Source organism: Ruegeria sp. CDSA089, assembly GCF_059612205.1.
This window is the reverse complement of sequence record NZ_JBXWQD010000001.1, coordinates 978,259-993,552: the sequence shown is the minus strand read 5'-3', so window position 1 is coordinate 993,552 and position 15,294 is coordinate 978,259. Positions and strand designations below refer to the sequence as shown.

At 60.5% G+C, this 15,294-nt stretch carries 15 protein-coding genes; 10 read left to right on the top strand and 5 right to left on the bottom strand.

Annotated elements, in window-relative coordinates:
- Positions 1–181 precede the first annotated feature (181 nt).
- The 3 genes from ileS to AC2FJ6_RS05055 all read left to right on the top strand — a co-directional run bounded on the left by ileS (position 182) and on the right by AC2FJ6_RS05055 (position 4,219).
- Positions 182–3,094 carry an isoleucine--tRNA ligase gene (gene ileS, locus AC2FJ6_RS05065; RefSeq protein ID WP_170769946.1) on the top strand — a complete coding sequence of 971 codons (2,913 nt, stop codon included), beginning with the start codon at positions 182–184 and terminating at the stop codon, positions 3,092–3,094.
- A gap of 125 nt (positions 3,095–3,219) precedes the next feature.
- The gene (locus tag AC2FJ6_RS05060; RefSeq protein ID WP_170769947.1) at positions 3,220–3,675 is read left to right on the top strand and encodes a methylated-DNA--[protein]-cysteine S-methyltransferase; all 456 of its coding nucleotides are present in this window, start codon (positions 3,220–3,222) and stop codon (positions 3,673–3,675) included.
- Positions 3,676–3,751: 76 nt separating this feature from the next.
- A complete protein-coding gene (locus tag AC2FJ6_RS05055) occupies positions 3,752–4,219 on the top strand; it encodes a hypothetical protein (protein WP_170769948.1) in 468 nt (155 codons plus the stop codon).
- Here the strand turns inward: AC2FJ6_RS05055 and AC2FJ6_RS05050 are convergent.
- The 4 genes from AC2FJ6_RS05050 to fsa all read right to left on the bottom strand — a co-directional run bounded on the left by AC2FJ6_RS05050 (position 4,216) and on the right by fsa (position 7,459).
- Positions 4,216–4,911: a CDP-alcohol phosphatidyltransferase family protein gene (locus AC2FJ6_RS05050; RefSeq protein ID WP_170769949.1), complete on the bottom strand. Its 696-nt coding sequence runs from the start codon at positions 4,909–4,911 to the stop codon at positions 4,216–4,218. The genes AC2FJ6_RS05055 and AC2FJ6_RS05050 overlap by 4 nt on opposite strands.
- A gap of 70 nt (positions 4,912–4,981) precedes the next feature.
- Positions 4,982–5,902, bottom strand: a complete 921-nt coding sequence (locus tag AC2FJ6_RS05045; protein WP_170769950.1) for a tyrosine recombinase XerC — start codon at positions 5,900–5,902, stop codon at positions 4,982–4,984.
- Complete coding sequence (locus tag AC2FJ6_RS05040) at positions 5,899–6,606, bottom strand: DUF484 family protein (RefSeq protein ID WP_170769951.1); 708 nt, start codon at positions 6,604–6,606, stop codon at positions 5,899–5,901. The genes AC2FJ6_RS05045 and AC2FJ6_RS05040 overlap by 4 nt, the downstream gene beginning before the upstream one ends.
- A gap of 199 nt (positions 6,607–6,805) precedes the next feature.
- On the bottom strand, positions 6,806–7,459 hold the full coding sequence (gene fsa / locus AC2FJ6_RS05035) for a fructose-6-phosphate aldolase (RefSeq protein WP_170354905.1): 654 nt from the start codon (positions 7,457–7,459) through the stop codon (positions 6,806–6,808).
- Positions 7,460–7,518: 59 nt separating this feature from the next.
- Between fsa and AC2FJ6_RS05030 the strand changes: the two genes are divergently transcribed.
- From AC2FJ6_RS05030 to AC2FJ6_RS05015, 4 genes are all read left to right on the top strand, one after another.
- A complete protein-coding gene (locus AC2FJ6_RS05030; protein WP_174819351.1) occupies positions 7,519–9,744 on the top strand; it encodes a primosomal protein N' in 2,226 nt (741 codons plus the stop codon).
- A 73-nt stretch (positions 9,745–9,817) separates the two neighbouring features.
- Entirely contained in the window at positions 9,818–11,050 is a 1,233-nt protein-coding gene (locus AC2FJ6_RS05025) for an MFS transporter (RefSeq protein WP_170769953.1), read from the top strand.
- 64 nt (positions 11,051–11,114) lie between these two features.
- Entirely contained in the window at positions 11,115–11,987 is an 873-nt protein-coding gene (locus AC2FJ6_RS05020) for a 50S ribosomal protein L11 methyltransferase (RefSeq protein WP_170769954.1), read from the top strand.
- A complete protein-coding gene (locus tag AC2FJ6_RS05015) occupies positions 11,954–12,436 on the top strand; it encodes a hypothetical protein (protein ID WP_237218034.1) in 483 nt (160 codons plus the stop codon). The genes AC2FJ6_RS05020 and AC2FJ6_RS05015 overlap by 34 nt, the downstream gene beginning before the upstream one ends.
- 104 nt (positions 12,437–12,540) lie before the next feature.
- On the opposite strand, the gene AC2FJ6_RS05010 is transcribed toward AC2FJ6_RS05015, so the two are convergent.
- Positions 12,541–12,753, bottom strand: coding sequence for a DUF1127 domain-containing protein (locus tag AC2FJ6_RS05010; RefSeq protein ID WP_170769956.1), 213 nt, complete (start codon positions 12,751–12,753; stop codon positions 12,541–12,543).
- Positions 12,754–13,085: 332 nt separating this feature from the next.
- Here AC2FJ6_RS05010 and ruvC point away from each other — a divergent pair, with 332 nt between their 5' ends.
- Genes ruvC through ruvB form a run of 3 tightly spaced genes read left to right on the top strand, consistent with a single transcriptional unit; the run spans position 13,086 to position 15,281 of the window.
- The gene (ruvC, locus tag AC2FJ6_RS05005) at positions 13,086–13,583 is read left to right on the top strand and encodes a crossover junction endodeoxyribonuclease RuvC (RefSeq protein WP_170769957.1); all 498 of its coding nucleotides are present in this window, start codon (positions 13,086–13,088) and stop codon (positions 13,581–13,583) included.
- Complete coding sequence (gene ruvA / locus AC2FJ6_RS05000; RefSeq protein ID WP_480877737.1) at positions 13,580–14,257, top strand: Holliday junction branch migration protein RuvA; 678 nt, start codon at positions 13,580–13,582, stop codon at positions 14,255–14,257. Before ruvC ends, ruvA begins: the two co-directional genes overlap by 4 nt.
- A 4-nt stretch (positions 14,258–14,261) precedes the next feature.
- Entirely contained in the window at positions 14,262–15,281 is a 1,020-nt protein-coding gene (ruvB, locus tag AC2FJ6_RS04995) for a Holliday junction branch migration DNA helicase RuvB (protein WP_170769959.1), read from the top strand.
- Positions 15,282–15,294: the final 13 nt, after the last annotated feature.

Below are 15,294 nucleotides of genomic sequence, written 5' to 3'. Positions count from 1 at the left end.
GGAAGCTCTGGACCATCTGCCAAGGGCGTCTTATAAGCGCGGCCATGTATGACCGGATGGCCATCATTATTCGAATTATATCCCCGGCGCTCTGACATCCTGAGACGCCGGGCAAAGGTGTTTGAGACCTCGCACCGACCGCTTCGATCCATACGACCAGATCATCCAAAGGACGCCCCCAATGTGCGCCGACACGATCCAGACACCTGACTACAAAGACACGCTGAACCTGCCCAAAACCGATTTCCCCATGCGCGCTGGCCTGCCCAAGCGCGAACCCGCATGGCTGGAGCGTTGGGAGAAAATCGGCGTCTATGACCGCCTGCGCGAGAAGGAAGGCCGCACGCCCTTTACCCTGCACGATGGTCCCCCCTATGCCAACGGCCACCTGCATATCGGCCACGCGCTGAACAAGACCATCAAGGACATGATCGTGCGGTCGCATCAGATGATGGGCCATGACGCGCGTTACGTGCCCGGCTGGGACTGCCACGGCTTACCCATCGAGTGGAAGATCGAGGAACAGTACCGCAAGAAGGGCAAGAACAAGGACGAGGTGAACATCGTCGACTTCCGTCAGGAATGCCGCAAGTTCGCCGAGGGCTGGATCGATATCCAGCGGGAAGAGTTCAAGCGTCTGGGGATCACCGGCAATTGGCCTGATCCTTACATCACCATGGATTATCACGCCGAGGCCGTGATCGCCGATGAGTTCATGAAGTTCCTGATGAACGGCACGCTCTATCAGGGGTCCAAACCCGTGATGTGGTCGCCTGTCGAAAAGACCGCTCTGGCCGAGGCTGAGGTCGAGTATCACGACAAGGAAAGCTTCACCATCTGGGTGAAGTTCAAGGTCGTGAATGCAGGCGATCTGGATGATGCGTTTGTGGTGATCTGGACGACGACCCCTTGGACGATGCCGTCGAACAAGGCGGTCGTTTACGGCAAGGACATCGCGTATGGCCTTTACGAAGTCACCGGCGCGCCGGATGAATGCTGGGCCAAAGTAGGTGACAAATTCCTGCTGGCCGACAATCTGGCTGCCGACGTTCTGGGTCGCGCCCGTTTGAACGATGACCAATGGACCCGTGTCCGCGATGTGACCGCAGATGAGTTGGAGGGCGTGCAACTGACCCACCCGCTGGCCGGGGCCGAAGGTGGCAACGGCGAATGGGACGACATCCGTGACTTCCGTGCGGCTGACTTCGTGACCGATACCGAAGGGACCGGTTTTGTCCACTGCGCGCCGTCACACGGTATGGAAGAATTCGAGCTTTACCGCGATCTTGGTATGCTGGAACAGGTCATCACCTACAACGTGATGGACGATGGCAGCTTCCGCGCTGATCTGCCGTTCTTTGGTGGCAAATACATCCTGTCCCGCAAGGGCGGCGAGGGTGACGCCAACAAAGCGATCATCGACAAGCTGGCCGAGGTCGGTGGGCTGCTGGCGCGCGGCAAGATCAAGCACAGCTATCCGCATTCGTGGCGCTCGAAGGCTCCGATCATCTATCGCAACACGCCGCAGTGGTTTGCCTCCGTCGACCGCAAGCTGGACGACGGCATGGGCGAGATGGGCGACACCATCCGCGAACGCGCCCTGCGCTCGATTGATGAACTGGTGAAATGGACCCCGCAGACGGGTCGTAACCGCCTGTATTCGATGATTGAGGCCCGCCCGGATTGGGTGCTGTCCCGCCAGCGTGCGTGGGGTGTGCCGCTGACCTGTTTCACCAAGAAGGGCGCTCTGCCCACCGATGCCGATTACCTGCTGCGCAACGCCGATCTGAACGCACGTATCAAAGCCGCGTTCGAGGAAAACGGCGCGGATATCTGGTACACGGACGGGTTCAAGGAACAGGTGCTGGACGGCATCGCCAACCCGGACGACTATGATCAGGTGTTCGATGTGCTGGACGTATGGTTTGACTCGGGTTCGACCCACGCCTTCGTTCTGCGCGACCGTGAGGACGGGACCGAGGACGGCATCGCCGATGTCTATATGGAGGGCACCGACCAGCACCGCGGTTGGTTCCATTCGTCCATGCTGCAGGCCTGCGGCACCAAGGGCCGTGCGCCCTATCGCAACGTGGTGACGCACGGCTTTACGCTGGACGCCAAGGGCAACAAGATGTCCAAATCGCTGGGCAACACCATCGTGCCGGAAGAGGTCATCAAGCAATATGGGGCCGATATCCTGCGCTTGTGGGTGGCTCAGACTGACTATACCGCCGACCAGCGGATCGGGCCGGAGATTCTGAAAGGCACCGCTGACAGTTATCGTCGTCTGCGGAATACCATGCGGTTTATGCTGGGATCATTGGCTGATTTCACCGAGGCTGATCGCGTCGCGCCCGAAGATATGCCGCGTCTGGAACGCTGGGTTCTGAGCCGTTTGGCCGATCTGGATGAACAGGTGCGCAAGGGCTATGCCGCGTTCGATTTCCAGGGTGTGTTCAGCGCTGTGTTCACTTTTGCCACGGTAGATCTGTCCTCGTTCTATTTCGACGTCCGCAAGGATGCGCTCTATTGCGACGGCGATAACCTGCGTCGCCGCGCAGCCCGCACCGTCCTGGATATCCTGTTCCACCGTCTGACCACATGGCTGGCGCCGGTTCTGGTCTTTACCATGGAAGAGGTCTGGCTGGAGCGGTTTGGCGGTGATGACAGCTCGGTCCATCTGGTGGATTTCCCGGACACGCCGGCCGATTGGCGCGATGCGGAACTGGAAGCAAGCATGGCCAAGGTGCGCCGCGTGCGTCGTTCGGTGACGGCTGCGCTGGAGGTTCAGCGTCAGGACAAAGTCATAGGGTCCAGCCTTGAGGCCGCGCCGATCGTCTATGTTGAGGACCAGGAAACCCGTGATCTGCTGGCTACTTTCGATGTGGACGATATGTGCATCACCTCGGGGTTGACTGTTACGGGTGATCCGGCCCCGGCCGAGGCTTTCCGCGTGCCCGAGATTGAGGGCGTTGCGGTGGTGTTCGAAAAGGCCGAGGGCGAGAAGTGTCAGCGGTGCTGGAAAATCCTGCCGGATGTCGGGCGTCATGCTCATACGGGTGTCTGCGGGCGCTGTGACGAGGCGTTGGCGTAACGTCTCTGGATTTGGAGTTCTGCGAGGCTCTGCCTCGCGCTCCGAGGTATTTTTGAACAGAAGAAGATTGGGGCGCAGCCTGTTGGGGGTTGCGCCTTTTCTCAATTCGCGGTCAGGTTCTGGCTATGCCGATGATTGCTGTCGATACGCGATTTGGACGTCTGGGGATTGAAGAGACGGGTGGTGCGATTACCCGTTTGGTCTGGGATGGACGCAATGAAGGTGAGGCGTCAGCCTTGTTGCGTGAGGCGGCAGCGCAGATGGCGGCCTATGATCAGGCGCGGTTGGAGCGGTTTGATCTGCCTTATCGTGTGGCCGGTTCTGACTTTCAGCGGCAGGTATGTGATCTGATGTATGCGATTCCACTGGGCGAGACTGTGACCTATGGGGATATTGCCAAACAGCTTGGTCGCCCGGCGCAACCTGTGGGGCAGGCCTGTGGGGCGAACCCGATCCCGGTCATTATTCCGTGCCATCGGGTGTTGGGGGCAAGTGGATTGGGTGGGTTTTCCGGTGACGGCGGCGTGGAGACCAAGGTGGCCTTGTTGCGGCACGAGGGCGCGGCAGGGTTGCTGATCTGAGAGTGGAAAGCTATTGCAATCCATCCGCTTGCGTCCCAACTTGTATCACATAGAGAATTCGAAGGATGTTTTTGGCATGACCGTTCAAGCCGACCCCGCCGCGCGCAAGAAAGCCATTATTGACCGTTTGATGTCACTGGAAGAACAGGAGCTGGCGACCGCGCAGGCGCATTACGATGCGTTTCTGAAGGATTCTCAGTTGGACGACCGGGAAGGGCACGACAAGGATGATATCGCGGCTTCGCGTGAGAATGCGGATCTGGCGGCGGCTTTCGACGCGCCCTTGCAAGCGCATCATGCCAAGATCGACGTGATCGAGAACACCGATTTTGGGCTGACCGATACAGTCCAGCCCGGTGCCGTTGTAAAGTTTAACAACCGGAGTTTTGTGGTCTGCGTGTCGACAACGCGGTTCGATGTGGACGGGACGACCTATATGGGGATTTCGACCCAAAGCCCGATCTATCTGGCGATGACCGGCCTGCAGGAGGGCGACGTGTTCACCCATAACGGGACCGAGTTTGAGGTCGAGGAAATCCTTTAGGCTTTTTGCTGTGGGATCACCTGTTGGGCGATCCCTGCAAAGACCAGGTACAGGCTGGTGATCACCAGCCCCCAATGCGCCCAGCTTTCGGGATGAAAATCCACCCAGGCCGCCCATCCGGCGAAAAAGGTCCAGGCGAGGGCCATGGGGAGGGTGACGCTGCGCCAACGCTCGGTCCGGACGGGATGCACGAATTTTAACGGCAGGAACATGGCCAGAGCCAGTAGGGAGACCATGAGCAGGATGACCCAGAAATTGGGTTCGAGCGCGAAGATCACAATGACAAACATGTTCCAGCAGCCGGGAAAGCCCGAGAACGAGTTGTCCTTGGTCTTCATCCGAGTGTCCGCGAAATACATCGCGCTGGCGAAGGTGATGACGATGATCGCAAACCAGCCGGTCCAGCCATCCATCAGCCCGGATTTAAACAGGGCGAAGGCGGGAATGAATACATAAGTCAGGTAATCGATAATCAGATCCAGCAATACGCCGTCAAACTCGGGGGCGTTTTTCTTGACGTGATAGTGCCGCGCCAGTGGGCCGTCGATGCCATCGACAATAAAGGACACGACCAGCCACAGATACATCAGACTCCATTTTTCTTCGACAGCGGCCAGCATGGCCAGCATCGCGAAAACGGCGCCGGTTGCAGTAAAGAGATGGACGGAGAGAGCTTTGAATCTGAGTGTCATGCGCGTGTCATGTACGATGCGTGTCCAAGATGCAAAGCAAAATGCCCTGTTTGGTGAAATTGCAATTATGTCAGGCTTTCGGGTGAGTGCGGTCGTAGACTTCCATCAACCGGGCGGTGTCCACGGCGGTGTAGGTTTGCGTGGTCGACAGAGAGGCATGCCCCAGCAATTCCTGTATGGCGCGAAGATCGCCGCCCGCAGACAGCAGGTGCGTGGCAAAGCTGTGGCGCAACGCATGTGGGGTGGCCGTCGCGGGCAGGCCCAACTGCTGACGCGCCTTGGCCATGACGCCCTGAATGGCACGCGGGTTCAGCGCCCCGCCGCGGACACCACGAAACAATGGCTTGGTCTTGTCCAGCGGATGAGGGCAGAGCGCCAGATACCGGTCCAGAGCTGCTTGTGCGGCGGGCAGGACCGGGACGATGCGCTCCTTGTTGCCTTTGCCAACAATTCGCAGCGATTGTGGCAGGGGGGCGTCAGCGCCGGTCAGCGACAGCGCCTCGGAAATCCGCAACCCGCAACCATAGAGTAATGTGACCACGGCCACGTCGCGCGCAGAGACCCAATCATTGGTCGATTGCAGTTCGACCGTTTCGATCAGGGCGCGGGCAGCATCTTCGTCGACGGGGCGGGGCAGTTTCTTGGTGAATTTGGGCGCGCGGGTCGACAAGACCGCGGTCGGCTCGAACCCTTCACGTTCTGCCAGCCAGCGGTAGAAGCTTTTGACAGCCGATAACTTGCGCGCCAGCGAACGCGCGCCGACGCCCGAGCCGCGCTGATCCGCCATCCAGGCCCGCATATCGGATACGGTGATCCGAGCCAGTGCTGCCAAACCCTGACGCTCGCTATGGTGCAGGGTCATAAAGGATAGGAAATCATTCACGTCGCTGTGGTAAGCGGCTTGAGTGTTGGTTGATCGACCTGAAAGCGCGACGAGACCCTCGAGCCAGTGCTGCAACGCGTCGCGGCAGGCCGGAGAGATCAGGCTCATGACAGCCAGTTGCGCATGGACCGTTCAAAAACACCGGCAAAGAAGGTCAGCAGGTCGGTGCCCAGTTGCGGCGAAAAGTGGTTGGGGTCTTTCGCGCTCATGATGATCATGCCGGGCAGGCGGCCTTCGCCCAAGTCCAGCCGCATGCAGGCTTCGGACCGCAGGTGATCGGCCTGATCGCCGAAGATACGGTGTGTGGGGTGGATGACCTCGCGCAGCACGACTTCGCGGGCGGGGCCGCTGCGATCGAAAGTCAGGTAGTTGTCGACAAAGCCGGGCTCGACTACGGCCAGCGCTCCGCCCAGTTTTTCGATCGCGGGGTCTTCCTGCAGGACGGTGGTTTCCAGGACCAGCGTGATCCGATCCACGCGCAGAATTTCGGCGACGTCTGAGCCAAGGGTGGTCAGGAAGTCCTCGAACCCTGTGGGCTCCAGCAGGCGCAGGATGGCGCGGTGCACCTGATTGGTACCCGCAAGGTTTTCATAAGCGGCCGCGATGACCGAGCGGTGGGTGTCTTCAAGCCGATCCAGCCGCGCTTCGAGCCGCTGCATGGCGATGCCGCGCAGGTCGACGATGTTATCTCCGCGCGCTTGTTCATTGGCGGCGACGAGGGCCTGCATCAGGTCCTTGTCGTCCAGCACGGCGTCAGGCTCGGCCAGAATCGCCTCGCGGAGAGTGTCCTTGAGTTTGGTATTGCTGCTCATGTCCCGTCCGGTCTTTTTTATGTTTTGCGGCCTTATAACACGGCTGGACCGATTTGCCTTGGGAAAAGTGAGCCTGTGGTTGGATTTCCCGTCATTTGCGCGACGGGGCCTCTCCCGTCTGCAAGACCCTGATCTGCGATCAGGGCTGGCAGTTGGGCCGGGCGCGGTGCCTGGCAGCACCGCGCGGCAGTGTCAGGGATCAGAGGATTTTCTGACCGGTCTTGGCCCAGTCGGCCAGGAAGGTTTCAAGCCCCTTGTCGGTCAGCGGGTGATCGGCCAGTTTCTTGATCACGGCGGGCGGGGCAGTGATCACGTCGGCGCCGATGCGAGCGCTGTCGGTCACGTGGTTCACGGTGCGGATCGAGGCGGCCAGAATTTCGGTCTCGAATCCGTAATTGTCATAGATCTGGCGGATATCAGCGATCAGATCCATGCCGTCGAGGTTGATATCGTCCAGACGGCCGATGAAGGGCGAGATAAAGGTCGCGCCCGCCTTGGCGGCGAGCAGTGCCTGATTGGCCGAGAAGCAGAGCGTGACGTTGACCATCTGGCCTTCGTCGGACAGGGTTTTACAGGTTTTCAGCCCCGCCCATGTCAGCGGAACCTTCACGGCGATGTTCGGCGCGATCTGGGCCAGCTTACGGCCTTCGGCGATCATGTCGTCGGCCTCGGTCGCGACGACTTCGGCGGATACGGGGCCGTCGACCAGATCACAGATCTCTTTGGTGACTTCTAGAATATCGCGGCCCGATTTCAGGATCAGCGAGGGGTTGGTGGTCACACCGTCTACCATTCCCAGATCGTTCAGTTCGGCGATGGCGTCGATCTCGGCGGTGTCTACGAAGAATTTCATGCGGGCAGTCCTTTGATGGGTTGGCCTTGGTTGCGGATGGCTTTACCCCAATAACACCGATGCTGAAACCCCCGACCCGAGGAGATGCGGTGAGCGCGCAGGAGTATTTCGATCAGGGTGAGCTGGTGGCTGTGCTGACCACACAGCCCTTGGACCGGACGCTGGATTACAAAGCGCCCGAGGGCGGGTGTTTTCTGGGCGCGTTTGTCGAGGTGCCGCTGGGCCCGCGCAAGGTTCTGGGTGTGGTTTGGGGGCCGGGGCAGGGCGGTTTTGATCTGGCCAAGGCGCGATCCGTGATCCGGGTGCTCGAGGTTGCGCCGATGCGCGAAGAGATGCGGTTGTTTCTGGGCAAGGTGGCCGATTACACGCTGACACCGATGCCTGCGATGCTGCGCTTGGCGACCCGTGCGCCGGGGCTGGGCGATCCGCCCTCGATGCGGAAAATCTATCGTTTGGGCAGTGCCGAGCCAGACCGCATGACCGATGCGCGGACCCGCGTGCTTGAGGTGCTGCGCGACTACGGCGGCTTGGCGTTCACGTTAAAGGAGTTGGCCGAGCAGGCGGGGGTGACGTCCTCGGTCGTCAAGGGGTTGGTCAAGCAAGGCGCAGTGCGCGAGGAAGACAGCCCACGTGATTTGCCCTATCCCCGGCTGGACCCGGACTTGCCGGGCAAGGCGTTGACTGACGATCAGGCCGCCGCGGTCGCGCGCCTGCAGGCTGGGCAACGTTCCGGGGATTATGGGACAACGTTGCTGAAGGGTGTCACCGGCTCGGGCAAGACCGAGGTTTACCTAGAGGCCGTCGCCGAAGCCCTGCGCATGGGGCGGCAAGCGCTGGTTCTGCTGCCCGAGATCGCCCTGACCGCCGAATTTCTGACGCGGGTCGAGGCTCGGTTCGGCGCGCGGCCTGCCGAATGGCACTCGGGTGCAACCATGACCGAACGCCGGCGGGTCTGGCGCATGGTCGGGCAGGGGGAAGCGCAACTGGTCGTCGGCGCGCGTTCGGCGCTGTTTCTTCCGTTCCGCGATCTGGGGCTGGTGGTGGTCGATGAAGAACACGACACCTCGTACAAGCAGGAAGACGGCGTGCATTACAGCGCGCGGGATATGGCGGTGCTGCGCGCCTCGATCTGCGGGGCGCGCGTGATTCTGGCCAGTGCGACGCCCTCGCTGGAAAGCTGGGCGAATGCCGAGGCCGGAAAATATGAGCGGCTGGACCTGACCTCGCGCTTTGGGGCGGCGGTGCTGCCCGAAATGAAGCCCATCGATATGCGGGCTGAGCAGATGCAGCCGGGGACATGGATTTCGCCGTCGCTGCGGCAGGCGGTGCGGCAGCGGATCGAACGCGGGGAACAATCGCTGCTGTTCATCAACCGCCGTGGCTATGCGCCAGTGACGCTGTGCCGGGCGTGCGGCGAACAGATTGCCTGTGATCATTGCGATGCGCGGATGGTGGAACACCGGTTCCTTAAACGCCTGATGTGCCACCAGTGCGGTGAGACAAAGCCCATGCCGGATACCTGCCCGTCATGCGGGGTCGAAGGCAAGCTTGCCCCGGTCGGGCCGGGTATCGAGCGGCTGGCAGAAGAGGCGGAGGCCACTTTCCCCGAGGCTAAGATCGCGATGCTGAGTTCCGATCTGTTCGGTTCAGCCCGCGCGTTGAAGGCTAAGATCGAAGAGATTGCCGAGGGCGACGCGGATATCGTCATCGGCACGCAGCTGGTGGCCAAGGGGCACAACTTTCCAAAGCTGACTTTGGTGGGAGTGATTGATGCCGACCTGTCGCTGCACGGGGCCGACCTGCGGGCAGCGGAGCGCACATTCCAGCTTATGCGGCAGGTTGCAGGCCGGGCGGGACGGGCGGATAAACCGGGGCAGGCGCTGTTACAGACATTCCAGCCCGAACACCCAGTGATCCGCGCCATCCTGTCGGGCGATGAAGAAGGGTTCTGGAAGGCCGAGGCCGCCGGGCGTCAGGCCGCAGGCGTTCCGCCCTATGGGCGCATGGCCGGGATCGTGCTGTCCGGGCCCGAGGTCGGTCCGGTTTTCGACATCGGCAACGCGATGGCACGCAACGATGCGCCGCTACGCGCCATAGATGCCCAAGTCTTCGGACCTGCGCCCGCGCCAATAGCACGAATACGTGGGCGGCACCGTGTACGCCTGCTGGTCAAAGCCCCCAAAGGCACGCCGATTCAGGATGCTATCGCCCGCTGGATTGCGCCCCTGCGTCTGAAGGGCGATATCCGCCTGACCGTCGATATCGACCCGCAGAGTTTTTACTGACCTCTGCACCGGTGCAGACCGCCTGTGCGTCTGCCCCCTCGCCAAACCGAAAAAATGAGCGTAGAGCGGTGTCATGCTGAAACCCATGCCGCTCTCTGATGCGCAGAGCCTTCCGTTCTGGCGCCGTCCCATAACGCTCTTGTTCATGATGGCGTTGATGATGCCCATTGCGTTTAACGCATGGAGCGCGCTGCTGAACAATTTCGTCATCGAGGTCGCGAATTTCGACGGCGCAGACATAGGCCTGCTGCATACAGTGCGTGAAATTCCCGGATTTCTGGCCGTAGGCGTGATCGCGGTGATCATCTTTATCCGCGAGCAAGTGCTGGCGATGATCTCGCTGATGATGCTGGGCGTTGCGACGGCAATCACTGCGTGGTTCCCCAGCCTTGGCGGGCTGCTGTTCGTGACGCTGTTCAGCTCGATCGGGTTTCACTATTACGAGACGGTAAACCAGTCGCTGCAACTGCAATGGTTGCCCAAGGATCGTGCGCCGCAGGTGTTGGGCTGGCTGGTCGCGATGGGCTCAGCGGCGACAGCAGTGGTGTACGGTTTGATCGTACTGACATGGGACCGGTTCGATCTGTCCTATAACTTCGTCTTCATGGCGGCGGGCGGCGTGACGGCCCTGTTGGCGCTGTTCTGCCTGCTGGCTTACCCGCAATTCGATGCGCCGACGCCGCAGACCAAGAAACTGATCCTGCGCAAACGCTATTGGCTGTATTACGCCCTGCAATTCATGGCCGGTGCCCGGCGGCAGATCTTTGTCGTCTTCGCAGGCTTCATGATGGTCGAGAAATTTGGGTTCGAGGTGCATGAGCTAACCAGCCTCTATCTGATCAATCTAGTGATCAACATGGCCGCCGCTCCGATGCTGGGCAAAGCCGTGTCCGTGTTCGGCGAGCGCCGCACGCTGATCTTTGAATATGCCGGTCTGGCCATCGTGTTCGCGGCCTATGGCGGCATCTATTGGTTTGGCTGGGGCGTGGTGCTGGCCGCGATCCTTTACGTGATCGACCACGTGCTGTTCGCGCTGGCATTGGCGCTGAAAACCTATTTCCAGAAAATCGCCGACCCTGCCGATATCGCACCAACCGCAGCCGTGGCCTTTACGATCAACCACATCGCCGCCGTGTTCCTGCCGGCGTTGCTGGGTTTGCTGTGGGTGGTCTCGCCCGGCGCGGTGTTTACGCTGGCGGCAGCGATGGCGATGATCTCGCTGGCCTTGTCGTTGCTGATCCCGCGCCACCCCGAGCCGGGCAATGAAACCATCCTGTCAAAATACGCCCCGGCCCCTGCGGAATAAGCCAGCGCTTGACCTTGCCTGCCCGGCGGCCTAGGCGCAGGGGAAACCCAAACAGGAGGCCCCCATGCCCACATTCACTGCGCTGACCACTCTGATGGGCAAGAAAGCCGCCGAAGGCTTGGGCGAAGCAATGGAGCGTCTGGAGCCGGAACCTACCGGCGTTGGTGTGTTCGAGGTCGAGGACGGCTCGGGCCTATGGGAGGTTGGCGGCTATTTCACCGAAACCCCAGATGAAACCGCGCTGGCCGTTCTGGCCGCCGCGTTCCAAGCCAAGCCCTTTGTCGTCTCGGAGCTGCCCGAAACCGATTGGGTCGCCCATGTGCGTCGCGAACTGGCTCCGGTCGAGGCCGGGCGCTTCTTTGTTTACGGCAGTCACGACGCCGACAAACTGCCCGAAGGCCGCATTCCCCTGCTGATCGAGGCCGCGATGGCCTTTGGCACCGGGCATCACGGCACCACACTTGGTTGCCTCAAGGCGCTGGATCATCTGCTGAATGAGGGGTTCGAGGCGACAAAAGTGGCCGATATCGGCTGTGGCACTGCCGTTCTTGCCATGGCCGCCGCGCGAGTCTGGGATGGAGATATCATCGCCAGCGATATTGATCAGGTGGCCGTGGATGTGGCCGAGGCGAACCTGAAAGCCAATGGCATGGCCGGTCAGGTGCAGTGCGTCGAGGCTGCCGGGTTCGATCACCCCGACCTGAAGGCCCACGCGCCCTATGACCTGATCTTTGCCAATATCCTCAAGGGGCCGCTGGTCGCGTTGTCGCCGGAAATTGGGGCGAATCTGCGGGCAGGGGGGTACGCGATCTTGTCGGGAATCCTCAATGAACAGGCCGATGATGTGGTTTCCGTTTATTCACAAAACGGGTTCAATCTGGCCCGTCGGGACGAGATTGGCGAATGGACGACGCTAATCTTAAGCAAACAGGGCTAAAATCGGGCCATTTACAGGAGTTTTGTGGATTCCTGCCACTTTTTTGGCGCAATCTCTGTCTACCGTTCAAAGATGCATATCGGGGGCGGTTATTGGAGGCTGCCATGACTGGAAAACAACTGGAATTTGATCAGCGCGTTCATCGTCTGAACAAAAAACACGCGAAACTCAGCCGTGGTTATCGTGCGACGATGCGCAAAGATGGCCTGGTGGTGATGAGGCCGCAGCGCGTTCAGTCTGCGGTGCCTGCCAAAGTGTTGCTGATGTGCCTTGTGGGCTTTTTTGCATTCAAGACCTTTCTTTTAGCGAGCCTTGGGCCGTCCGCCTATGAATACCGCGTTGACAGTCTAAGCCAAGGGACGTCGGTCGAACAGGCTGGGGCCTGGATCATGCAGATTGACCCGATTTCTGCCTTTCTGGCCGCGCAGGTCTCAAGCTATCTGCCCTGATTTTTTGCAAATCTGAATCAGAAACGCCGCGCATAAATCAATGCGCGGCGTTCTGCTTTGCCCCCGAGGGAGGAGATAGGGGCGTGTGAGTGGTGGTCTAAATCTTACCGGCGGCTATCCGCTACGACGTCAATATCGCCGCGGCACATGCCAATATCGTCCAGTTCACGGTCACTCAGACCGCTCAGCGCGTTGCGGGTCACTCGGGCGTCGTTCCATTCCACAACGGCGTTCACAACCGCTGCAAAAAATCCGCCGATACGGCCAGCAAGGCCGAACGAGCCAGTGGTGGCGCGGGTGGTATCCAGTACGGCCATATCCTGTTTCCTTCTGGTTAGAGTTCAGTTTCAATCCTTCGTTTGAGCGGCATTTAGGGATGTCGATCTGACACCACAAGCGACGAAATTGCATGTGTCCTATGCGTTTTCTGCAATGCTCTGAAAACGTGAAAGCCCCTTAATTTACTGGTCATTTTTGCTTAATCAAACACGTCGAATTCAGGCATTTCGCGGTCGCAAACAGGCCATTGTGTCGCCCCTCGAGCAGGTCTGTCGTTTTTGGACTTTCCGTCAATTCGCTTGGAAAATGTTCACGCTTCGTGCTAACCCGTAAGAAAGATCACAAAAACCCGAGCAGGCTGGGGCACAACATGCGGATTTTGGGCATTGATCCGGGGCTGAGAACCCTGGGATGGGGCGTCATCGAATCGCATGGCAGCCGCCTGAGCCACGTGGCCAACGGGCTATGCAAATCCGACGGTGATGATTTGGGCGAGCGGTTGTTGTCTCTGCACAACCAGATTGTCGAGGTGATCGCCGAACACACGCCCGATCAGGCCGCGATCGAACAGACTTTCGTGAACAAGGACGGTGCGGGCACGTTGAAACTGGGCCAGGCGCGCGGGGTTGCGCTTCTGACGCTCGCGCAAGCCGGGTTGCCGGTAGGGGAATATGCGCCCAACCGGGTCAAGAAAACAGTTGTGGGCGTGGGGCATGCCGAGAAAGAGCAAGTCTTGCACATGGTCAAGCTGCAACTGCCGGGGTGTCAGCCCAAGGGCGCAGATGCGGCAGATGCGCTGGCGATTGCGATCTGCCATTCCTACTATGGCGCAGCGCCGCAGGCGCGGATGAAAGAGGTGCGGGCATGATCGGAAAACTCACTGGACGCCTGGATTACCGCGCAGCAGACCACGTGCTGATCGACGTGCGCGGGGTTGGTTATATCGTCTATTGCTCGGACCGGACCATGGCGGCTCTGCCGGGCGTGGGGGAGGCGGTCTCGATCTACACGGACATGGTGGTGCGCGAAGACCTGATGCAGCTTTATGGGTTTCTGTCTTTGGTCGAGAAGGAATGGCATCGCCTGCTGTGTTCGGTGCAGGGGGTGGGGGCCAAAGTGTCTTTGGCGATCCTGTCTGCGCTGGGCCCGGATGGGGTCAGCCGTGCGATTGCCTTGGGTGATTGGGGCGCGGTCAAGGCGGCCAAAGGCGTGGGGCCGAAAACCGCGCAGCGCATCGTATTGGACCTGAAGGACAAAGCGCCGGGCGTGATGGCCATGGGCGGCACCGTGACCGAGGCGATGGACGGCCCTGTGCCTGAGCCGGTCGAACTGATTGAGCCAGCGCCTGCGCCCAAACGCGCTGCGAATCCGGCCTCGGGCAATGCGGCGGCCTCGGCTGGTGCGTTGTCGGCCCTGTCGAACCTCGGCTATGGCCCGTCCGAGGCGGCCTCGGCCGTGGCCGAAGCGGCCGCCACCTTGCCGGACGCGGGTGAGGCTGATCTGATCCGGGCGGCGTTGAAACTGCTGGCTCCGAAAGGCTGAATGGATGACTGACGCCGACCCCACCCTGCGCCCTGACCCTTTGCCCGAGGACAATGACCGCGCCCTGCGCCCGCAGGGATTGGATGAATTCATCGGTCAGGCCGAGGCGCGCGCCAACCTTCGCATCTTCATCCAGTCGGCTCGTCAGCGGGGCGAAGCAATGGATCATACACTGTTCCATGGTCCTCCGGGCCTTGGGAAGACGACGCTGGCGCAGATCATGGCGCGCGAGCTGGGGGTGAATTTCCGCATGACCTCTGGCCCGGTTCTGGCCAAGGCGGGTGATCTGGCGGCGATCCTGACCAATCTGGAATCGCGCGACGTTCTATTTATCGACGAAATCCACCGCCTGAACCCCGCCGTCGAAGAGGTTCTGTACCCGGCGATGGAAGATTTTGAGCTTGATTTGGTGATCGGCGAGGGCCCCGCCGCGCGGACCGTGCGGATCGAGTTGCAGCCCTTTACTCTGGTCGGGGCGACGACCCGGATGGGTCTGCTGACCACGCCTCTGCGGGATCGCTTTGGCATTCCGACCCGGCTGCAATTCTACACGGTCGATGAACTGCACGAGATCGTCACGCGAAACGCCCGTAAACTGGGGGCTCCTGCTGACGACGCAGGCGCGCGCGAGATCGCGCGGAGGTCGCGCGGGACCCCTCGGATCGCGGGGCGGCTGCTGCGTCGCGTGGTGGATTTCGCTATCGTCGAAGGCGACGGGCGGATCACGCGGGATCTGGCCGATGGTGCTTTGACACGTTTGGGCGTGGACAATCTGGGATTGGACGGCGCGGATCGTCGGTATCTTAAGCTGATCGCCGAGAACTACGCCGGTGGACCAGTTGGGATCGAAACCCTTTCAGCAGCGTTGTCGGAAAGCCGGGATTCGCTTGAGGAAGTGATTGAGCCCTATTTGTTGCAGCAGGGTTTGATCCAGCGCACACCGCGCGGGCGGATGCTGGCACAAAAGGCGTGGACGCATTTGGGTATGGCAGCGCCTCGGGGGCAAAGCGATCTGTTTGGTTGAATTATAGCGCTAG